This window comes from Parabacteroides sp. AF17-3 (genome assembly GCF_003635445.1).
Lineage (GTDB): Bacteria > Bacteroidota > Bacteroidia > Bacteroidales > Tannerellaceae > Parabacteroides > Parabacteroides goldsteinii.
On record NZ_QTMM01000010.1, the window covers coordinates 137,026 to 155,577 of the forward strand.

Genomic DNA, 18,552 nt, shown 5'->3' on the forward strand with positions numbered 1-18,552 from the left:
TTGGGATAGTTTGTATATGCTGATTTAGAAAGTAATGTTATTAATGATTGTAAGCGAATATAAAATATATAGAGTATTAATTTATTGTTTATTGCTGGTTACCTTTTTCGCTTGCGCGGATGAAAGTTTTGTCGGCGAAAACAATAATGGGGAGTTCTTGTCAATTACTGGTATCGGTCCTCTGAATGTGACACATGACGGGACTGCCGAAGATCATATTGTGAGTACCCTTCGTATTATAGAATTTGATCCTGCAACCGGTATTTGTCTGTCAAATGTTCTGTACACGAAAGAGCAGTGGACCAATAACATAATAAAGCACTCAATAAAACAGGGAACTTATGATTTTGTATTTCTCGCCAATGAGGCTACTAGTACATCTGTCCTTAATCAGTTAAACGGAGTTTTAAAATATGGGGATTTAAATAAAATAGCTTATCCTGCAAGTGCTTTTTCTTCTGATCTTGACATCCCTATGATACAGGAAATCAAGAAGGTTACTGTTTTGCCAAAAGGAGGAGGTATTGAATTGAGTGATGGAACGCAACAATCTTTTTTGAAGCTGGCATTGAACAGATTGGGAGTACGAGTCGATGTCGTATTGGAAGCCGAAGATGATTTTGAAGCCGTTTTTACCGGTGTTGTATTCAGCAATATACCTGATTTAGTCCCTTTGACAGCTAATTATAGCGGAAGTATCGGAAGGAGTATCATACGTAAATTTACATTAAGTGAAAATGGAAGTTATTTTTCAGACGGAACTCCTTCTGCTGTGGGAATAACCTGGGCAAAGAATATAAATCGGATTATTTTACCTTCAAGTGAGCCTGTGGATAAATCAGAGAAATCGGAAGCTGTCGTTTTTACTGTTAATATGGGGACTAATTATAATCCTTCCTGTGAGTTGGAGATAAATTCGAATCCGGTAGATTATAGTCTTCCGATGAATAGTAAGCTTGATTTGACGGGTATTATCCGGGATGCTTTGCATGTAAATGTAAAAGCTTCGGATTGGAGTGAATATGATGGAAACTGGATTATATCCGGCAATAAAAAGCTGAATGTTTCACATACACAAGTCAGTATAACCGATTTTAATGGGGCACGGATTTCATTTTGGTCGAATATGCCTGAAGTGAAGGTGTTGCCTGAAGTCTTTATTGGGACGAGTACAGTTACGGCAGAAACAGAAAGTATTTTTAATGATTTGGTGTTGAAAGATATAGATGTAACGGACAATGGAACGACAGTTACTTATGCAACTTCTCGGTTTTCTTATACTTATGATAAAGTTTCCGAATCAGGTTCCGGTTATATGGATATCCTGCTTGATGAGCAGAATGCCGCCGGGCAAAATATATACCGGATCATTTTGTCGGCTGAAGATGAATACGGAGGTAAATTGCAAAAAGAGATAGAAGTGAAAACCAGTCAGTATGGCGGACGTCATGCTTTTACAGAAGGAACAAGGTATGTCGGAGCTTTTTACCGGAAAAATGAAACCGGAGAAAGGGTTGTTACCGGACAGCAGGAAAGGAATAATGACTTGCCGGAATATGACGGACTTACAACATGGAAAGCAACCGTTATCGACGGAGATTTTGTTGTACTAAGTACAACTCCCAGCTTCGATCCGGGCATAGGAACATACAGTCCCGGAAACCCGGAGAAATATCCGGTTACTCCAAATGAATATAAGGGAGAAAGTGGGCGTATGGTAGAAGGTAGAGGACGTATTTATTTCCGTATCGGCCTTAATTCGACGCATAGCGGGGACAAGCCGAGATATGCCCTGGTTTTGGTGGAACGGTATGGAGGTATCTGGGGAGGTGGATATTGGACGTATAAAGATTCCGTCTTTATTCGGCAGGGAGAAGATCCGGATTATATTTTAAGGCCGGGCACTGAGGATGCGATAACCTCGGGGCAGTTGCAAGGCCAGCCGCGCAATGCGGCCAGAATGTTTTCACCGTTTAACTTGACCGCTCCTGAATTTAAAAATGGTGGTGAGGCTGCTAATTATCAGGTCGGTCATAAAAATGGAGTTTTTGTTAAATATCCCAGTCAGGCTGGTGCCTTCTTTCAGTGGGGGCTTCCTGACAGTACGCATTTGGAACCGTATTTTCGCCAGGCTTATCATCCGGTTAATCCGGTGATTGCGTCTTACTGGAACAAGACGTTACAGTTTTTAACGACCAACAGTAGACTATTTTTACCAGTATGGAATACTGCAACAGGAACAGCTGATCCGATATATGACTATGGTTATAAAGATATTTTTGAGATTTGTCCGGAGGGGTATCATCGCCCCAGTGATGGATATACTGACCGGATTTCCTGGAATGGTCTGTATCCTAATATGGTTAAGTATGTGAATGGGGTGAAGGTCGGTACTGCATATGTTGATGTGTTTGAAAAACAAAAGGATACAATCGCAGTAGACCACGGGGAGGATATTGCTTATTCTGAATGGAGGCAGTCGCTTTTCAAAAATCCATTGGCCGGTGATGCTGCGCGATTGGAAAATATAGGAGGATGGGACGGATCATCGGAAAAAAATGGTATTAAAATAGATCGAGAACCTAATTTTTGGCAGGATCCGAATGATACGGAAGAAGCGAAAAGGCACATCACTTTTGCTTTCGGTTTTTATGCAGACGGCTATTTTGACCGCCTTCCGGTTATAAAAAAAAGTGAGTATTCTTTTGGGGTATCTGTTGATAATGCACAGGTTGCTTATCGTGGTATTTTAGTTTATAATAAAGATAATGAGAATGCTTCGGTTTTCTTCCCTTCAGCGGGGAGACGGGCTTCTGTTTCCGGACAGGTTGAATTTTCAGGTTCGACAGGTTATTACCAGTCATCGTCTATCGGTCCTTATTCTGCGAATACACCTCAGAGTGTGTGGAGTATTAGTTTGGGGAAGTGGCCTAATCCGGGGCTCTATTACCAACTACCGACTTTTGCAGAATCAGCCCGTTGTGTCAGGGATGAAACCTTTTCCCGAAGCCGTTGACAACTATGTTTTTTGAAAGGATTGAAATGAGGAAAATTATAATACATATAAACTATCTGTTTCTTTTAGCTATTCTGTTATTTGTGACCAGTTGTGAACATGAGGTTCTGATATCGGAAGATCCGGAAGAAATAGTTGATGATAAAATAAGAATTGAGATTTTTACCCGTGTAGCTTCATATAAGCTTCCTGTTACCAAAGGTTTGAATGATGAAAACACGGTAGGTATTACTCCTTGGATACTTGTGTTTAAAGGAAATAATGAAGCTTCTGCAACTTTTGTAGAAGCTGTCCAGGCTTTTGAACTTATAGGGAAGAGATATGTTTTGCTTACTAGGCAACCTTCTGGTACGAAGTATCATTTATTAATATTGGCGAATCCGCAGAGTGAATTTTATTATGGAGATGCCGATTCGGGATATGAATTTGAAATTGAGAGTTTTACAGCTAATCTGAAAGTTGGTGTAACGACTTTGTCAGAGGCATGTTCCAACTTATTAACTGAGCCGTTGGCTATTCCTGCACAGTCGGTTGTTCCTTATAGTGGCGAAGGCGAGACAATTCCTATGAGTTACCTGTTAGAGGTTGATGAGATAAATAATTCGACAAGAATAGAGAATACAGATGGCAGTTCTTTGTTATTGAGCCGGGTTGTGTCTAAAATAGCCATAGTCAATGCTGCATCTAATTTCGATTTCACAGGCATTACGGCGATTGTGAATGTTCCGCGTCAAGGACAGTTACATAAATCCGATGGTGCTGTTTACAATACCTCAGGTTTAACTGAATTACGTTATGATGCGAGCTATTCGTCTCCTTTAATCGCAACCTCTGCTGTTTCCGGCGGTCAAAGTACGGCGGACAAGCCGATTTATTTATATGAATCGCCTGTATCTAATAATACTTATTTTATTATTCAGGGTACTTATGAAGGGCGTAATTATTTTTATAAAATAGCGATCGTGGATGATAATCTGACTTTGATGAATCTGGTGCGTAATAAGTTATATACGTTTACTATAAACAAAGTTCATGGGCCGGGATTTGATACGGTTGCCGATGCTAAAGTTTCCAAGCCATCGAATACGGCACTTGATTATAGCGTACTGGTCGATGATAGTAATACATATGAGATAATAGCCAATAATGATTATTATTTGGGCGTAAGTAATTCCGTCTTTTTTGCTTATACGAATGAAACTGCCGAATATGAGGCTTTTAGGGTAATAACCGATTGTAAGACTATTTTTCCAAATTCGAATAAGATAAGTGATGAAAGAAGTTTGGCTGATTATGCATATAGATTGGTTTCTCCTTTTGGTATTTCTATTGCGGGTGCTGGTTCTTCGGACCCCAATGTAACTCCCGTAAATGTGGAAGTAAAGAATTATTTACAGTTTTATGATGAATTTCAGTTTAATCAGGAGGGTACAGCACTTAGACAAAATGCTTACATCACACTTAAGCTAGGAAATCTGGAGAAGCAGATCCATATTAATCAGAGAAAGGCTATTAATGCCGGAGGGGAGACGATACAATATATGCCGACGACAAACAGGGACCCTCAGTATAGAAAGGTAAACTATACTTGCTTGTCTGGCTATGTGGAAGATAATGCGGTATATAGTCCTAAAAACTGGATAAAGTTGCGTCCTTCTTCCGGTGAAGAACGAAATGATACGGATAATATCACAGTAGATGACGGAGCAATATTTATAGAAGTTTTGCCTAATCCGGGCACAGATACGCGAAACGGAATTGTGTATTTGACAACTATTGATAATAATTCATCATCCGGCATGGCGACACAGCGTATTAAAATAGATATAACTCAGTTAGGAAACAGTATTTCCGTAAATTAAAAGTAATATAGATGAAAAGAGCCTTTATACTCCTGTTCTTCATGCTCGGATGCCTGGTCATCGAGAGTAAAGCGCAGAAAATTGCAGTCAAAAGCAATCTATTATATGATGCAACGACGACGGTGAACTTGGGATTGGAATTTGGACTGGCCCGTAAATGGACATTAGATATTCCTGTCAACTATAACCCGTGGAAACCGGATAATGGCCGCCGCTTGCGTCACTGGGGCGTACAACCGGAGGTGCGTTACTGGTTTTGCGAAAGTTTCAACCGTACGTTCGTAGGGTTGCATGGACATTATGCCGACTTTAATGTCGGTGGCTTGCCGGGTATTTTCAGCAAAAATATGCAAAAGAACCGATATCAGGGACATCTGTATGGAGGCGGCATTTCGGTCGGGCATTCCTGGATATTGAAAAAACGTTGGAGTATAGAAGCGTCTGTCGGTCTGGGATATGCACGTATAGAATATGAAAAATATCCTTGTGCGGAGTGTGGCTCTAAACTGAAAGATACCGGACGAAACTATTTCGGCCCGACGAAAGCTGCTTTGTCAATTATTTATCTGATTAAATAAAAGAAGAATGATGAAAAGAAATATACAATTCATTATATGCCTGCTGGCTTTTACCTGTCTGAATGTTCTTCAGGTAAAGGCACAGTCGCGCTCTTTTGAAGGAAGTATTACGGTAAATCCCGTACGGCTGGAACAGGTGGGAGACTCTCTTTATATAGATATGGACATCGTCCTGAATGAAGTGAAAGTCAAATCGACTCGTGGTGTGGACCTTATCCCGCAGCTGGTTTCTTCAGAAAAGAGTTGTAATCTGCCTGAAGTAACAATGAAAGGGAGAGATGAATATCGGGTTTACGAACGTTCGCTTTCTCTGATGAATGCGGCGGAGAAAGCCGGTTATGAAAAACCTTATATTGTTAAGCGAGTGCATAGGCCGACAAGCGAAACGATTCAATATCGTTATATCCTTCCTTATGAATCATGGATGGCTGACGCCCATCTGGATATTCAACGAGATGAATGCGGTTGTGGTGAGACATTATTGATGAAAGTGGAACCGGTTGTAGACAGAGTAACACTGGAATATATACCGGAACCCTACGCTATTGTACCGCATATGGCTTTTATTAAACCGGTAGTCGAAGAAATTAAACGCCGTGATATACAGGTGGAAAGTTTTCTGGATTTTGAGGTGAATAAAGTAGATATTCGTCCTGAATATATGAATAATCCCCAGGAACTGGCTAAGATACGGACGATGATCGATGAGTTGAAGTCGGATCCGAGTGTTGAAGTTAAAAGTCTGGATATTGTAGGATATGCTTCTCCGGAAGGCTCGCTGGCTAACAATAAGCGTTTGTCCGAAGGACGTGCGATGGCATTACGTGACTATCTGGGTTCCCGTTATGACTTCCGCAGGAATCAGTATCAAACCATTTTCGGGGGTGAAAACTGGGACGGTCTGGTGAAAGCACTGGAAGCCGGAGATATGGATTATAAGGAGGAGGTGCTGGCTATCATTGATAACTATCCGCTTGAAACAGAGAGAAAAGCGAAGTTGAAACAGCTTCAGAGCGGTATGCCTTATCAATATTTGCTGAGAAATGTATATCCGCGTCTGCGTGTTGCTGTTTGTAAAGTCAACTTTAACGTAAAGAACTTTGATGTGGAAGAAGCGAAGGAAGTTATTAAAACGCGTCCGCAGAACCTGAGCCTGAATGAAATGTTCATGGTTGCCAATAGTTATCCGGCCGGCTCACAGGAGTTTGTCGATGTATTCGAAGTGGCTGTACGGATGTACCCGGAAAATGAGATAGCCAATATGAATGCGGCAGCGGCAGCTATCTTGCGTAAAGATCTGGTTGCGGCCGAGCGTTATCTGAATAAGGTGGATTCAAAAGAACCTGAATATATTAATTCACGCGGTGTAGTAGCTTTATTGAAAGGAGACTATAAACAAGCTGAAAAATATTTGAAAGCAGCCGCAGGTTCAGGACTGGAAGCAGCCAAAGATAATCTGGATGAATTGGCAAAGAAAAAGGCGAATATTGCTGAGATTGAGAAGACAATTAGATAAATAAATGAGTGAAAATTACTAATTAAAATTGAGTGAAATGAAAAAGAAGAATCTTTTTATGTTTGCGCTTGCATCCTTTATGTTTGCAGCGTGTAGTGAAAATCTGCCGGATGGTGGAGATGACGGCGGCGGTATTATCAATACCGATGGAGAAGCTTGGGTATCATTGAACATTAAGGCTGGAACAACTACTAAGGCTTTGCATAATCCGGATGAAGAAAATGGTACGACAAATGAGTCGAAAGTGGATAAAATCATGGTTGTTTTTTTTGATAACCATTTGTCTGCTAGTGCTAATCCGGGGGTGGTCGATACAAAGGAATGGGGATCTGGAGATCCGGAGATCAGTACTCCGGGACAGCCTAACGGAACTGCAACAAAAGCATTCAAAGTGAAGAAAACTGCGAAAGCTTTTCTGGTTGTATTAAATCCGTCTCCCGATTTTGAAACAATAGCGGGTACGGCTACTGATTTTGCTACTATAAACAAAGCGATTATTGACACTGATGTAACTTCGGTTATTGGCGCAGGTAAGGATTACTTTATGATGACGAATGCTAAAGGACAGTTGGAACCGACAACCGTTGTTAATTCCGGTTCGGTTACTGTAACAGATTTGGATCTGGTTACCTATCCGACTTCGGGTGAAGCGGAGTTAAACCCTCAGAAAGTTACTGTCGACCGTGTAGCTGCGAAAGTTCGTCTGTTTGCGAATGCTAGCTATACCGGGAATAGTATTGATGTCACTACTGTAGGATGGGCTTTGAACGTGACTAATAAGAAATATTTCCCGATGTCTGAAAGAACAGAAACATGGATGGAAGGCGGTGGTACTACCAATGCAGGTGACGGCTCTCCTCGTAATACTTATGAATCTCCGTTTGATATCTGGGAATTCGGTTCTTATAGAAAAGACCCGAACTATGAAGGTCAGAAAACGTCTATGACGGATATAAGCACTACTCCTTACACGGATAACTATACTTATTATACTCATAGTAATGTTCCGACATGGTCGGCAGTAACAGCCGGACCTTCTACCAATCCGAATGCCTCTAAGATACCGGCTTTGTATTGTCTGGAGAATACGCAGGAGGAGGCTGATAATTATCAGGCCTATAGTACGCATGTGTTATTGAAAGCTACAGTAGTTCCTACCGGATTAAAACTTCCAGGCGGTGCTACCTATAACGGACCAGCCAATAGCGATACGGATGTGGACGATTCCGGAAACGTTATTTCCGGAAAAGACTGGATTAAAGTAGGTAAAGGTTATTATTCTTATAAGTTAGTTATTAAATATATTGAAGCAGAATTGACATCAAAATATGAAGATAAAGACCCGGATAATTTCCCGACTTCGTTTACTACAACCTTTAATACTTATATTTCGTACTTAGCAGGGAAATCCGGTTCGGGCGTGACTGCCGTTACTCTTCCTACAAAAGATGAATTTGATGCTTTGCCAGGCGCTAATGATGCTGAGAGAGTAACATCTATTGCTAATAAATTTTATCAACAAAAAGTTATTGATAACGGAGCTGATATTTATGGATCTATTTCTTATTACAAAGGAGGAGATAGCTATTATACCATTATGATTAAGCATGATAACGATACGAATGATACAAACAATAAGCTAGGTGAATTCGGGGTAGTACGTAATTCCGTTTATGATATTACTATTAAATCTATCATGAATCCGGGGTATCCGGTTATTCAGGAGCCTGATCCAGGTAAAAAAGATGAAGAAGAAGAATTCTACATGTCTATTGAGATTGGTATCAATCCTTGGACTTGGTACGAGCAAGGTGTTGATTTATAAATCCGAATAATCGATTTGAAATCTTTTTTATAGAAGAAGTTGTGGGAGTATTTTCCCACAACTTCATTTTTAACAACAAAGTTTCCGGAAACTTATAAAACTTCGGGATTTAATTTTGACGGAGCAAATAGTTCTGTCCACCGGATTGGAAATAACGAGAAAAGAACGGATGGGTCTTTTCCTCCCTATATAGAATAACTAGAAAACGAAAAAATATGAAGCTAAAAAGCCTATTACGTCACATTGTCATGTGGATCCTCTTTATCGGTTCCCTGATAATGTCCTCATGCGACAGCTTTAACGAACACCTGCCTGAATGCCGTTTGTTTGTTAAATTTAAGTATGACTATAATATGGAATTTACAGATGCATTTCATGCGCAGGTAGATAAAGTGGAGCTTTATGTCTTTGATAAAGACGGCAAGTTCCTGTTCAAGCAGGCGGAAGAAGGAGCCGCGTTGGCAACCAGCAGTTACCTGATGGCTGTGAATTTGCCTATCGGAGAATATCAGTTTATGGCATGGGCAGGAGCGCATGATTCGTATGATCTGACTTCTCTGGAAAAAGGTGTTTCTTCCATCACGGAGCTTCAGTTGCGTTTGAAGCGTGAAGAATCTCTTATTATCGATAAGGAGCTGGAACCACTCTGGTATGGTGAGATCAATAAAGTCAATTTTACCGGTACAACCGATCAGACAGAAGTCGTCAACCTGATAAAAGACACCAATAAAGTGCGGTTCGTTTTCCAGGGAAGTAACGAAGATTCCTGGGGAGTGAATGTAAATGCCTATACGTATGAGATCATCGAATCGAACGGTTACCTTGCGCATGATAATTCACTACTGGAGGATGATAATATTAGTTATCGTCCGTATCATATCGAACAGAAGAACCTGGCGGCAGGAATTATAGAATTAAATACCATGCGTTTTCTGGCGGATCGTAATGCCCGCTTCGTCGTGACAGAAAAGGCGACAGGTAATAAAGTATTCAATATCAACCTGACTGACTTCTTGGTGATGACAAAGATAGAAGGTCATAATTTTTCTTCGCAGGAATATCTCGATCGTGAGAGTGAATATAAGATCGTCTTTTTCTTTTCGGATAAAGATCCCTGGCTGGCCTTACGGATCCAGATTAATGACTGGACCTGGTATTTGCAACCGGAAGAAATTTAATAAAAGAGTCTCCTTGCAGTGTGTCGTCATCTTGCCAGTGTTCTAATAATGTAATATGTTTTTGGATTTGTTGCTGGGTATAGTGTTTGAAGGCTGATAAATCACCTGAATTGCGGAGAATGAAAAAAATATCCGGGTAGTTGTCGAAATAGAGTCTTGTGGGCTTATCAAGATGCGATATCAGAACTGAAAAGGTTCGGTTAATTGATTGAAAAACAGGATCTTTGTAATGTGATAGATGAAACGGGACCGAAGTCCCGTAATCATGTTTTGTTCGGAATAACAATACTAACCTGTGTAATCAGGTAAGTTTAATATTAATACTAGTGTGGGTTCCAGGGGGCAGTGATGTTCTCTGGAATTATTTTATCATATATTATGCGAAAAGAATATCATAATATATGAGAATGCAGTATCATAATATATGCGAATACTGTATCACAATATATGATAAAACAACATTCCAACAATGAAAGAATAAAGAAGGTGTTGTAAAACTGACAAATGACACTTTTGCAACACCTCTTCGAATATGAAAATATTCCGTTTCTTACTGAACCTTGTCGTTTAACTCTGCGCCGGGTTTAAATTTGATGGCTTTGCGAGCTGCGATTTCAATGGGTTGTTTTGTCTTTGGGTTAACGCCTTTGCGGGCTGCTTTTTCAGTTACGGAGAATGAACCGAAACCTAGAAGAGCAATTTTTCCTCCTGCTTTCATTTCGTCGGATACTGTTTCAACAAAAGCATCTACTGCTTTCTTGGCATCAGCCTTACTTAAACCGGATTTTTCCGCTACAGCTGTGATAAATTCTGTTTTGTTCATGATGGATTGATAATTAATATATTAAACAAATCTGTGATAGCCTGAAAGTCGGTTCAAATGTAGTTTTAATTTGATATTCTGCAAAGAAAAAATCTGTTTTTTTTATTGATTTACTATGTTTTAGTACTATTTGAAGGAAAAACAATCAAAATATATTTACCTTTGCCCGCAAATTGATATATGTATGATGAATCAAAATGGCTCCGGGTTCTTGAATAGTATACCGCCCGTTACAAAAAACCTTATCATTATCAACCTGCTATTCTGGGTAGCCAGTCTGGTGTTGCCGAAAGTAGGGATTGATTTGGTGCAACTATTGGGATTGCACTTTCCGGGTGTGAAAGATTTCTACCCGTTTCAGTTTGTTACTTATATGTTCATGCACGATACGCACTCTTTTGCACATGTCTTTTTTAATATGTTCGGGGTGTATATGTTTGGACGTGTACTAGAAAATGTGTGGGGACCGAAACGTTTCCTTACCTTCTATCTCGTGACAGGTATCGGTGCCGGTATTGTACAGGAACTGGTATGGGCCTATTCGGTGCAATCTTTTGCCAGTGCGAATGGTCTGACGTTGTTTGAACTGGTTCGTATGGATCCCTCGTTGAATATGATGATCACGATAGGGGCTTCCGGTTCTGTGTTCGGTATCCTGTTGGCGTTTGCCATGCTGTTCCCGAATGTGCCGTTGTTCCTGATGTTTATTCCGATACCTATTAAAGCTAAATATTTTGTTGTGTTTTACGGTCTGGCTGAACTATTTATGGGTGTTTCCAGTTTTGGTGGAGACACGGTCGCACACTTCGCTCATTTAGGCGGTATGTTGTTCGGCTTCTTTATGGTTCGCTACTGGAAAAAGAAAGATGCAGACAATGGAAAGTATTTTTACTAATCTGAAGAATACGTTCCGGGCAGGAAATATACTGGCAAAGCTTATATATATTAATGTAGGGCTTTTCATCCTGATCCGGTTGATGGGGGTGATATTTCTCCTTTTTAATATCCCCGGAATATCCTTTTTGCAATATTTGCAGATGCCTTCTTCGCCGGAGTTGCTGATGTACCGGCCGTGGACGGTCATTACTTATATGTTCACCCATTTCGACTTCCTGCATATCCTTTTTAATATGCTTTGGTTGTACTGGTTTGGCGGGCTGTTTCTGACATTTTTCAGCGAACGGCAGTTGGGGGGATTGTATCTGCTGGGAGGTATTGCCGGTGCAATACTGTTTATGCTTGCTTATAATATCTTTCCGTATTTTCAGACGGTGGCTTCTTCAAGCTATCTGATGGGGGCTTCGGCTTCGGTGATGGCAATAGTTTTTGCCGTATCGTTCTACCGGAAAGATCTGGAGATAAATCTGTTCCTGATAGGACGGATCAAGTTGATCTATCTGGCACTCTTCACTTTTGTGATCGACCTGCTGGCTATTACTTCCGAGAATGCCGGTGGGCATATTGCCCATATTGGCGGTGCATTATTCGGTATCTGGTTTGCCATGCGGATTAAGGAAGGGAAAGACCTGACGGCACCGATGAATCGCCTGTTGGATTGGGTGGTGAATCTCGGAAAGAGAAAACCTAAAATGAAGGTGACGCACAAACGTGCAGAAACCGATTATGAATATAATGCCCGTAAACACCGGGAATCGGCAGACCTTGATGCTATTCTGGATAAATTGAAACGTTCCGGATATGAGAGTCTTTCAGCCGATGAAAAAAGGCAATTATTTGACGCAAGTAAAAAATGAGTGAAGGATTGAAAACACTGAAGCTTTTATTCAAATCATTGTTCGTTCTTGCCAATGTTTTGATTGTCGTGCTGTTTGTTATTTCAGCTTATTCAGATCGTGTTTCTCCTGATACTATCCTAAGTTTTTCTTATCTGGGATTGGTTTTCCCTATTTTATGTGTCCTGAACCTTTGTTTTATCCTCTATTGGCTGTTTTTGTGGGAATGGCGTTTCCTGCTGATCGGATTATGTTCTATCCTGATCTGCTGGGGACCGGTGAAAAAGTATTTCCCTTATCATAGCCGGACGAAAGATATTCCAAAAGAAAATGTATTGAAGGTGCTGACTTATAATGTAATGGCTTTTGCTTACCTGAACCATACGACGGAATCTCCTAATAAGATTCTCGAATATATTGCCGGTTCGGGGGCCGATATTGTCTGTTTGCAGGAGTACGCCGTGAGTAAATCCGACAAGTACCTGACATCTTCGAAGGTATATAAGGCACTTGATATGTATCCGTATCGTTCTGTTATTCCTATAAATAAGACTAGTTATGCAGATTATGGGATAGCAGTCTTTTCTAAATATCCGATCTCGAACAGCCGGAAGATAAAATATAAAAGCGATAGCAATGCTTCTTCTATTCATGAGTTGAATGTGAATGGAAAGAAACTGACTTTGATCAATAATCATTTGGAATCTTTTAAACTGACGATGGAGGACCGGAGCCGCTATACTGCTTTTATAAAAAATATCGGCACGGATACTTTCGATGGGATTAAAGGTGCGCTTGAACAAAAACTGGGCCCGGCTTTTAAGATACGTGCCCGGCAGGCAGATGCCGTCGCAGAAGAAATCTCAAAGGCAAAAGGTGATTACATCCTGGTTTGCGGTGACTTTAATGATACGCCGATTTCATATGCACATCGTACGGTACAGGGACCTTTAGTCGATTCGTTTGCCGAATCCGGACAGGGGATGGGAATAACCTATAATCAGAATATGTTCTGGTTCCGCATCGATAATATATTGCATTCAAAGAATATGAAATCCATGAACTGCACTATTGATAAGGTACGGTATTCTGACCACTATCCGTTATGGTGCTATCTGAGCCTGGAAGAATAAAATAAGGGAACCCCTTGCCGGAATCCCCTTACATTAATATATATAGTCTGTTTATTTTTTACTCGTCATTATCTGCTGCACTAAACACATCGGCAAATAAATTTTCTGCAAAAAAGAAGGTCGCATTACAGAAAAGTAATGGGTCTTTGATCAATGCGATCGTATTGCTTTTCCCATTGTTGGCAATAACGTTTTCGGCCGGATAGGTCTTATATTTCTTTTCGTTGTTCGGATCGTATTGATATGAAATATCCGTCAGCTCTACATTATATTTCTCGTCGTGGCAATAGATTCTCATCTTGTACTTGACGATTGTTTTATCCGTATCGTTCAGAAGTAGTTCGACCTTGGAGTTGATAAATATCGTTCCTTTCGATTTGTTGGAATTGACACTCGACAGGAAAACATCTTTCCCATAATTCTTCTTGGCCCATTTGTCGATCGCTTTAAACAATTCGCCTTTCTTTACGCCTTCAACGTCTACTTCGTCGCTGTAGCAAACCTTCCCCTCTTTCATCGGGGCACACGACTCTACACTGCCTTTATGTCCCTGTGCCATAGCAAGCACGGGACATATCAGCAATAGCAGTAATATTGTTTTCTTTATCATCTTTGTATTTATCTGATCCATACGTTAAGTATCTCTCCAATAACGATTTTCTGTTGTCCTTCGCTTGACTCGCCCTGCTTAACGCACTGAATCATGAACCAGGTTTCCGTATCATCTTTTTTGGTGAAAGTGATCGTGTAGATGTCGTTATCTTTGACTGCTTTGTAGACTTCACTTTCCGGGCTGATAGAAATAGAAGCGATATTCTTTCCGAACATCTTGCCCATTTCTTTCCAGGTGGCATATCTCTCGATCAGATTCTCTTTATCTGCCGGTGTTACCTGCATTCTGCTATCCGGCAGCATATTCAATAGGGTAGACGGGATTTTATCCGGTTCGAAAGCGGATAAACCCTGGCATACCTCTGTATTGTTGCCGACGGGAGCCTGTGCGATTTGCTGGGCAGGAGCTGCCGGTCTGACTGTTTGTTGCTGCTGTTGTACCGGAGTTGTAGGGGTAAGGGCATAAGCAGGTGTTACCGTACCGGCCGGCTGGATACCGAATGCGGCATCGGCACTCTGGAACATATTTTCCGCAAAATCAACTGTTTTACGACGGAACTTGCCGTTACCGCGATTCAGTTTATCTTTCTTTTTGTTCAGTGCATATTTGTCTGTGATCCATTCTTCTGCTGTGTACTTTTCAGGTTCACGCTGATAGGATACATTGTATTCGTAGCGGATGCCGGCCAGTTTAATTTTAGCTGCATTGTCTTCGCATTCGATGGTTACGCGGTAATCCATCAGTGTGCGGTCCAATGATAAAGCTGTGCTTTGGAATACCAGGTATTCTTCACCTACTGCTGCAATATCGCCTTTGTCCTTGTCAGAATAGACCAGTCGGCGTCCTTCTTCGCTGAAGAACTTTTCGGCCCATTGGTACATGATATCGTAAATCTGCCCTTTCGAAAGCGACGGCATATTTATCTCTTTGGTAAATACGACTTTGCCTCCTTCTTCAGGGATAGCACCGGCTAAATACTTTTGATCTTCCTGTGCCATAAGCAGGGAAGGAATAAATAAAAGGAATAATAATAGCTGTTTCATGGTCAATCTGTGTTTTTTTACTGGCAAAGATATATATTTGTACTTGAAATTAACTAAGAGAGTGACAAATAATTAATCTAATTACTATTTGACAAAGAAAAAAAGCCTATATTTGCACCCTGTGAAAAAACGAAAATAAATAATGTAATAACATAAACTCAAGATTCAAATGCAAAACAAAGGATTTGTAAGGGTCTTCGCGGTGTTACTTACGCTTGTATGTTTGTTCTATCTATCGTTCTCATTTGTAACAAGATATTACAACAATAAAGCCGCTGAGTATGCGGGAGGGGATCCGTCGAAAGAGAGTCTTTATTTGGACTCATTATCTACTCAGAAGGTGTGGCTGGGCTATACGCTTAAGCAATGCCGTGAAATGGAAATTAGTTTAGGACTTGACCTGAAAGGCGGTATGAACGTCGTTCTGGAATTGAATGTGGCAGATGTAATCCGTTCGCTTTCAAATAATAACCAGGATGAGAACTTCAACAAGGCTTTGGATTTAGCTTATGCTCGCCAGGCAACCAGTCAGAAAGACTTTATTGACTTGTTTGCAGAAGAGTACAAGAACCTGGATAATGGCGCACGTTTGTCTGCTATTTTCAGTACATTTGAGTTGAAAGATAAAATTACTCCGCAGAGCACAGATGCTCAGGTCGTTTCAGTATTAAAAGACGAACTGAAGAGTGCTATCGATAATTCATTCAACGTATTGCGTACCCGTATCGACCGTTTCGGTGTGGTATCTCCTAACATCCAGCGTTTGGAAACAGCAGGACGTATCCTGGTGGAACTTCCGGGTGTAAAAGAACCTGAACGTGTTCGTAAATTGTTACAGGGCAGTGCAAACCTGGAATTTTGGGAAACTTATCAGTTGCCGGAAGTTTACCAGCAGTTGGTTGCTGCCGACAATGTACTGGCTACTGTTTTGAAAGAACATAACGACGAAGTAGCCGTAACTGAAACAGAAACTGTTTCTGCCGAAGGTACTGAAACAACTGCTACGGAAACTGTTACAGATAATGCTGCCGCTACTAGCGAAGCTGATTCTCTGTTACAGCAGATCGCTCAGGATAAACCGGAAGCTCAGGCTAACCAGTCGATGGAAGAATTTGCAAAACAGCATCCGTTGTTTGCCTTGTTACAGATCAATCAGTATAACGGCCAGTTAGGTCGTGGTGCTGCCGTTGGTGTGGCTAACGTAAGAGACATTCCTAAGATCAACGAATACCTGGCAATGAAACAGGTGAAAGACGTGTTACCTCGTAACCTGTCTTTGAAATGGGGTGTTAAGGCTATCGACGAAAAAGAACAATTTTTCGAATTATATGCTATCAAGGTTACTAACCGTGACGGAACGCCTGCTTTAGGTGGTGACGTAGTAACTGATGCTAATGCAGACTTCGTACAGCAGGCTGGCCGTTCAGAACAGCAGGTTAGTATGGCCATGAACGCAGAAGGTGCTAAGGCATGGGCTCGTTTGACAAAAGAGAATATCGGTAAAGCTATCGCTATCGTTCTGGATGATATGGTTTATTCCGCTCCAAACGTAAATGACGAAATTACCGGAGGACGTTCTCAGATTACAGGTCACTTCACTCCGGAAGAAGCGAAGGACTTAGCTAACGTCTTGAAATCAGGTAAGATGGCTGCTTCAGTACATATCGTACAGGAAGATGTTGTCGGTCCGTCACTGGGTCAGGAAGCTATCAGCTCAGGTGTTATCTCCTTTGCTTTGGCATTGATCCTGTTGATGATCTATATGTGTGCATTCTACGGAATTATCCCGGGTCTGATCGCAGACGGTGCATTGGTATTGAACATCTTCTTCACGATGGGTATCCTTGCTTCTTTCCAGGCTGTACTTACTTTGCCGGGTATCGCCGGTATGGTGTTGACACTGGGTATGGCAGTCGATGCTAACGTGTTGATCTATGAACGTACAAAAGAAGAGCTTCGAGCCGGTAAGTCGTTGAGCAAAGCTATTGCCGATGGTTACAGTAACGCGTTCTCTGCTATCTTCGACTCCAACTTGACATCTATCATTACAGGTGTTGTATTGTTCTACTTCGGTACAGGTCCTATCCGTGGTTTCGCTACTACAATGATTATCGGTCTGTTTGCTTCTTTCCTTACTGCGGTCTTCCTGACTCGTATGGTTTATGAAGCATTATTGGCTAAGGATAAACTGAAGAATGTAACATTTGTAACATCTATCACGAAAGACCTGTTGACTAATCCGAAGATCAACTTCCTGGGTGCCCGTAAGACTGGTTATCTGATTCCTGCCGGTATCGTTCTTTTGGGAGCGATCTCCATGATGACGATCGGTTTGAATAACGGTATCGACTTCACCGGTGGACGTAACTATATCGTTCGTTTTGCGCAGGATGTAAAAACGGATGAAGTTCGTAATATGCTGGACGAAAAACTGGATGGTGCTGTAAGTGTTATCACGATCGGTACACCGGATCAGGTTCGTGTTTCTACCAACTATAAGATCGACGATGCCGATCCTGCTGTAGACCAGGAAATCGAATCATTATTGTTCGAAGGCGTTAAACCGCTGCTTCCGGAAGGAACAACATTGGATCAGTTTACAACAACTTACATCCAGAGTTCTCAGAAAGTGGGACCGAGTATGGCCGACGACATCAAGAACAGCGCTATCATGGCAGTTATCTTCGCGATGTTCTGTATGGCAGCTTATATCCTGCTTCGTTTCCGTGACTGGTCGTTCTCAGTAGGTGCATTTGCCTCAGTAGCAGTGACAACATTGTGTATCATCTCTTTCTATACTTTATTATGGAAAGTGTTACCGTTCTCTATGGAAGTCGACCAGACATTTATCGCGGCTATCCTGACGATTATCGGTTACTCTATCAATGATACCGTGGTTGTATTCGACCGTATCCGTGAAACAATCGGTCTGTATCCGAAACGCGATCGTTACCAGGTGATCAATGACGCTTTGAACTCAACGTTGTCTCGTACATTCAATACATCATTGACAACATTGGTTGTAGTACTTTGTATCTTTATCCTGGGTGGTAGCACAATCCGTAGCTTTACGTTCGCTATCCTGCTGGGTATCATCGTAGGTACATATTCTACACTGTTCGTTGCAACTCCGATTGCATACGAAATACAGAAAAGAAAGATCAACAAAAAAGCTGCCGAAGCTGCTAAGTAACAGACAGTTTTTATGAAATAATGAAAAGGCCATCTCATT

13 protein-coding genes are annotated in these 18,552 nt (G+C 41.2%); 10 read left to right on the forward strand and 3 right to left on the reverse strand.

What is annotated here, in order from left to right; genetic code table 11:
• The first annotated feature begins 43 nt into the window (after positions 1-43).
• From DWW91_RS14610 to DWW91_RS14635, 6 genes are all read left to right on the forward strand, one after another.
• A complete protein-coding gene (locus tag DWW91_RS14610; RefSeq protein WP_007655140.1) occupies positions 44-3,016 on the forward strand; it encodes a hypothetical protein in 2,973 nt (990 codons plus the stop codon).
• A gap of 26 nt (positions 3,017-3,042) precedes the next feature.
• A complete protein-coding gene (locus DWW91_RS14615; RefSeq protein ID WP_199722586.1) occupies positions 3,043-4,878 on the forward strand; it encodes a BACON domain-containing protein in 1,836 nt (611 codons plus the stop codon).
• A gap of 11 nt (positions 4,879-4,889) precedes the next feature.
• A complete protein-coding gene (locus tag DWW91_RS14620) occupies positions 4,890-5,456 on the forward strand; it encodes a DUF3575 domain-containing protein (RefSeq protein ID WP_007655137.1) in 567 nt (188 codons plus the stop codon).
• A 7-nt stretch (positions 5,457-5,463) separates the two neighbouring features.
• On the forward strand, positions 5,464-6,972 hold the full coding sequence (locus DWW91_RS14625) for a DUF3868 domain-containing protein (protein WP_199722587.1): 1,509 nt from the start codon (positions 5,464-5,466) through the stop codon (positions 6,970-6,972).
• A 37-nt stretch (positions 6,973-7,009) separates the two neighbouring features.
• The gene (locus DWW91_RS14630; RefSeq protein WP_122328153.1) at positions 7,010-8,797 is read left to right on the forward strand and encodes an Mfa1 family fimbria major subunit; all 1,788 of its coding nucleotides are present in this window, start codon (positions 7,010-7,012) and stop codon (positions 8,795-8,797) included.
• A 215-nt stretch (positions 8,798-9,012) separates the two neighbouring features.
• On the forward strand, positions 9,013-9,975 hold the full coding sequence (locus DWW91_RS14635) for a FimB/Mfa2 family fimbrial subunit (RefSeq protein WP_010801886.1): 963 nt from the start codon (positions 9,013-9,015) through the stop codon (positions 9,973-9,975).
• Positions 9,976-10,525: 550 nt separating this feature from the next.
• On the opposite strand, the gene DWW91_RS14640 is transcribed toward DWW91_RS14635, so the two are convergent.
• Entirely contained in the window at positions 10,526-10,798 is a 273-nt protein-coding gene (locus DWW91_RS14640) for an HU family DNA-binding protein (RefSeq protein WP_007655130.1), read from the reverse strand.
• Positions 10,799-10,982: 184 nt separating this feature from the next.
• Between DWW91_RS14640 and DWW91_RS14645 the strand changes: the two genes are divergently transcribed.
• The 3 genes from DWW91_RS14645 to DWW91_RS14655 are packed head-to-tail and all read left to right on the forward strand — an operon-like array spanning position 10,983 to position 13,664.
• Positions 10,983-11,693: a rhomboid family intramembrane serine protease gene (locus DWW91_RS14645; RefSeq protein WP_007655129.1), complete on the forward strand. Its 711-nt coding sequence runs from the start codon at positions 10,983-10,985 to the stop codon at positions 11,691-11,693.
• On the forward strand, positions 11,674-12,552 hold the full coding sequence (locus DWW91_RS14650; protein WP_044245943.1) for a rhomboid family intramembrane serine protease: 879 nt from the start codon (positions 11,674-11,676) through the stop codon (positions 12,550-12,552). The genes DWW91_RS14645 and DWW91_RS14650 overlap by 20 nt, the downstream gene beginning before the upstream one ends.
• Complete coding sequence (locus DWW91_RS14655) at positions 12,549-13,664, forward strand: endonuclease/exonuclease/phosphatase family protein (protein ID WP_007655125.1); 1,116 nt, start codon at positions 12,549-12,551, stop codon at positions 13,662-13,664. The genes DWW91_RS14650 and DWW91_RS14655 overlap by 4 nt, the downstream gene beginning before the upstream one ends.
• A gap of 58 nt (positions 13,665-13,722) precedes the next feature.
• Here DWW91_RS14655 and DWW91_RS14660 read toward each other — a convergent pair whose 3' ends face one another.
• Both DWW91_RS14660 and DWW91_RS14665 read right to left on the reverse strand, forming a co-directional pair.
• Positions 13,723-14,295 carry a DUF4468 domain-containing protein gene (locus DWW91_RS14660; RefSeq protein ID WP_010801889.1) on the reverse strand — a complete coding sequence of 191 codons (573 nt, stop codon included), beginning with the start codon at positions 14,293-14,295 and terminating at the stop codon, positions 13,723-13,725.
• Positions 14,283-15,320: a DUF4468 domain-containing protein gene (locus DWW91_RS14665; RefSeq protein WP_122328154.1), complete on the reverse strand. Its 1,038-nt coding sequence runs from the start codon at positions 15,318-15,320 to the stop codon at positions 14,283-14,285. Before DWW91_RS14665 ends, DWW91_RS14660 begins: the two co-directional genes overlap by 13 nt.
• Positions 15,321-15,489: 169 nt before the next feature.
• Between DWW91_RS14665 and secDF the strand changes: the two genes are divergently transcribed.
• Positions 15,490-18,513 (forward strand): protein translocase subunit SecDF, encoded by a 3,024-nt coding sequence (gene secDF / locus DWW91_RS14670; RefSeq protein ID WP_122328155.1) that lies wholly within the window; start codon positions 15,490-15,492, stop codon positions 18,511-18,513.
• The last annotated feature ends 39 nt before the right edge of the window (positions 18,514-18,552 follow it).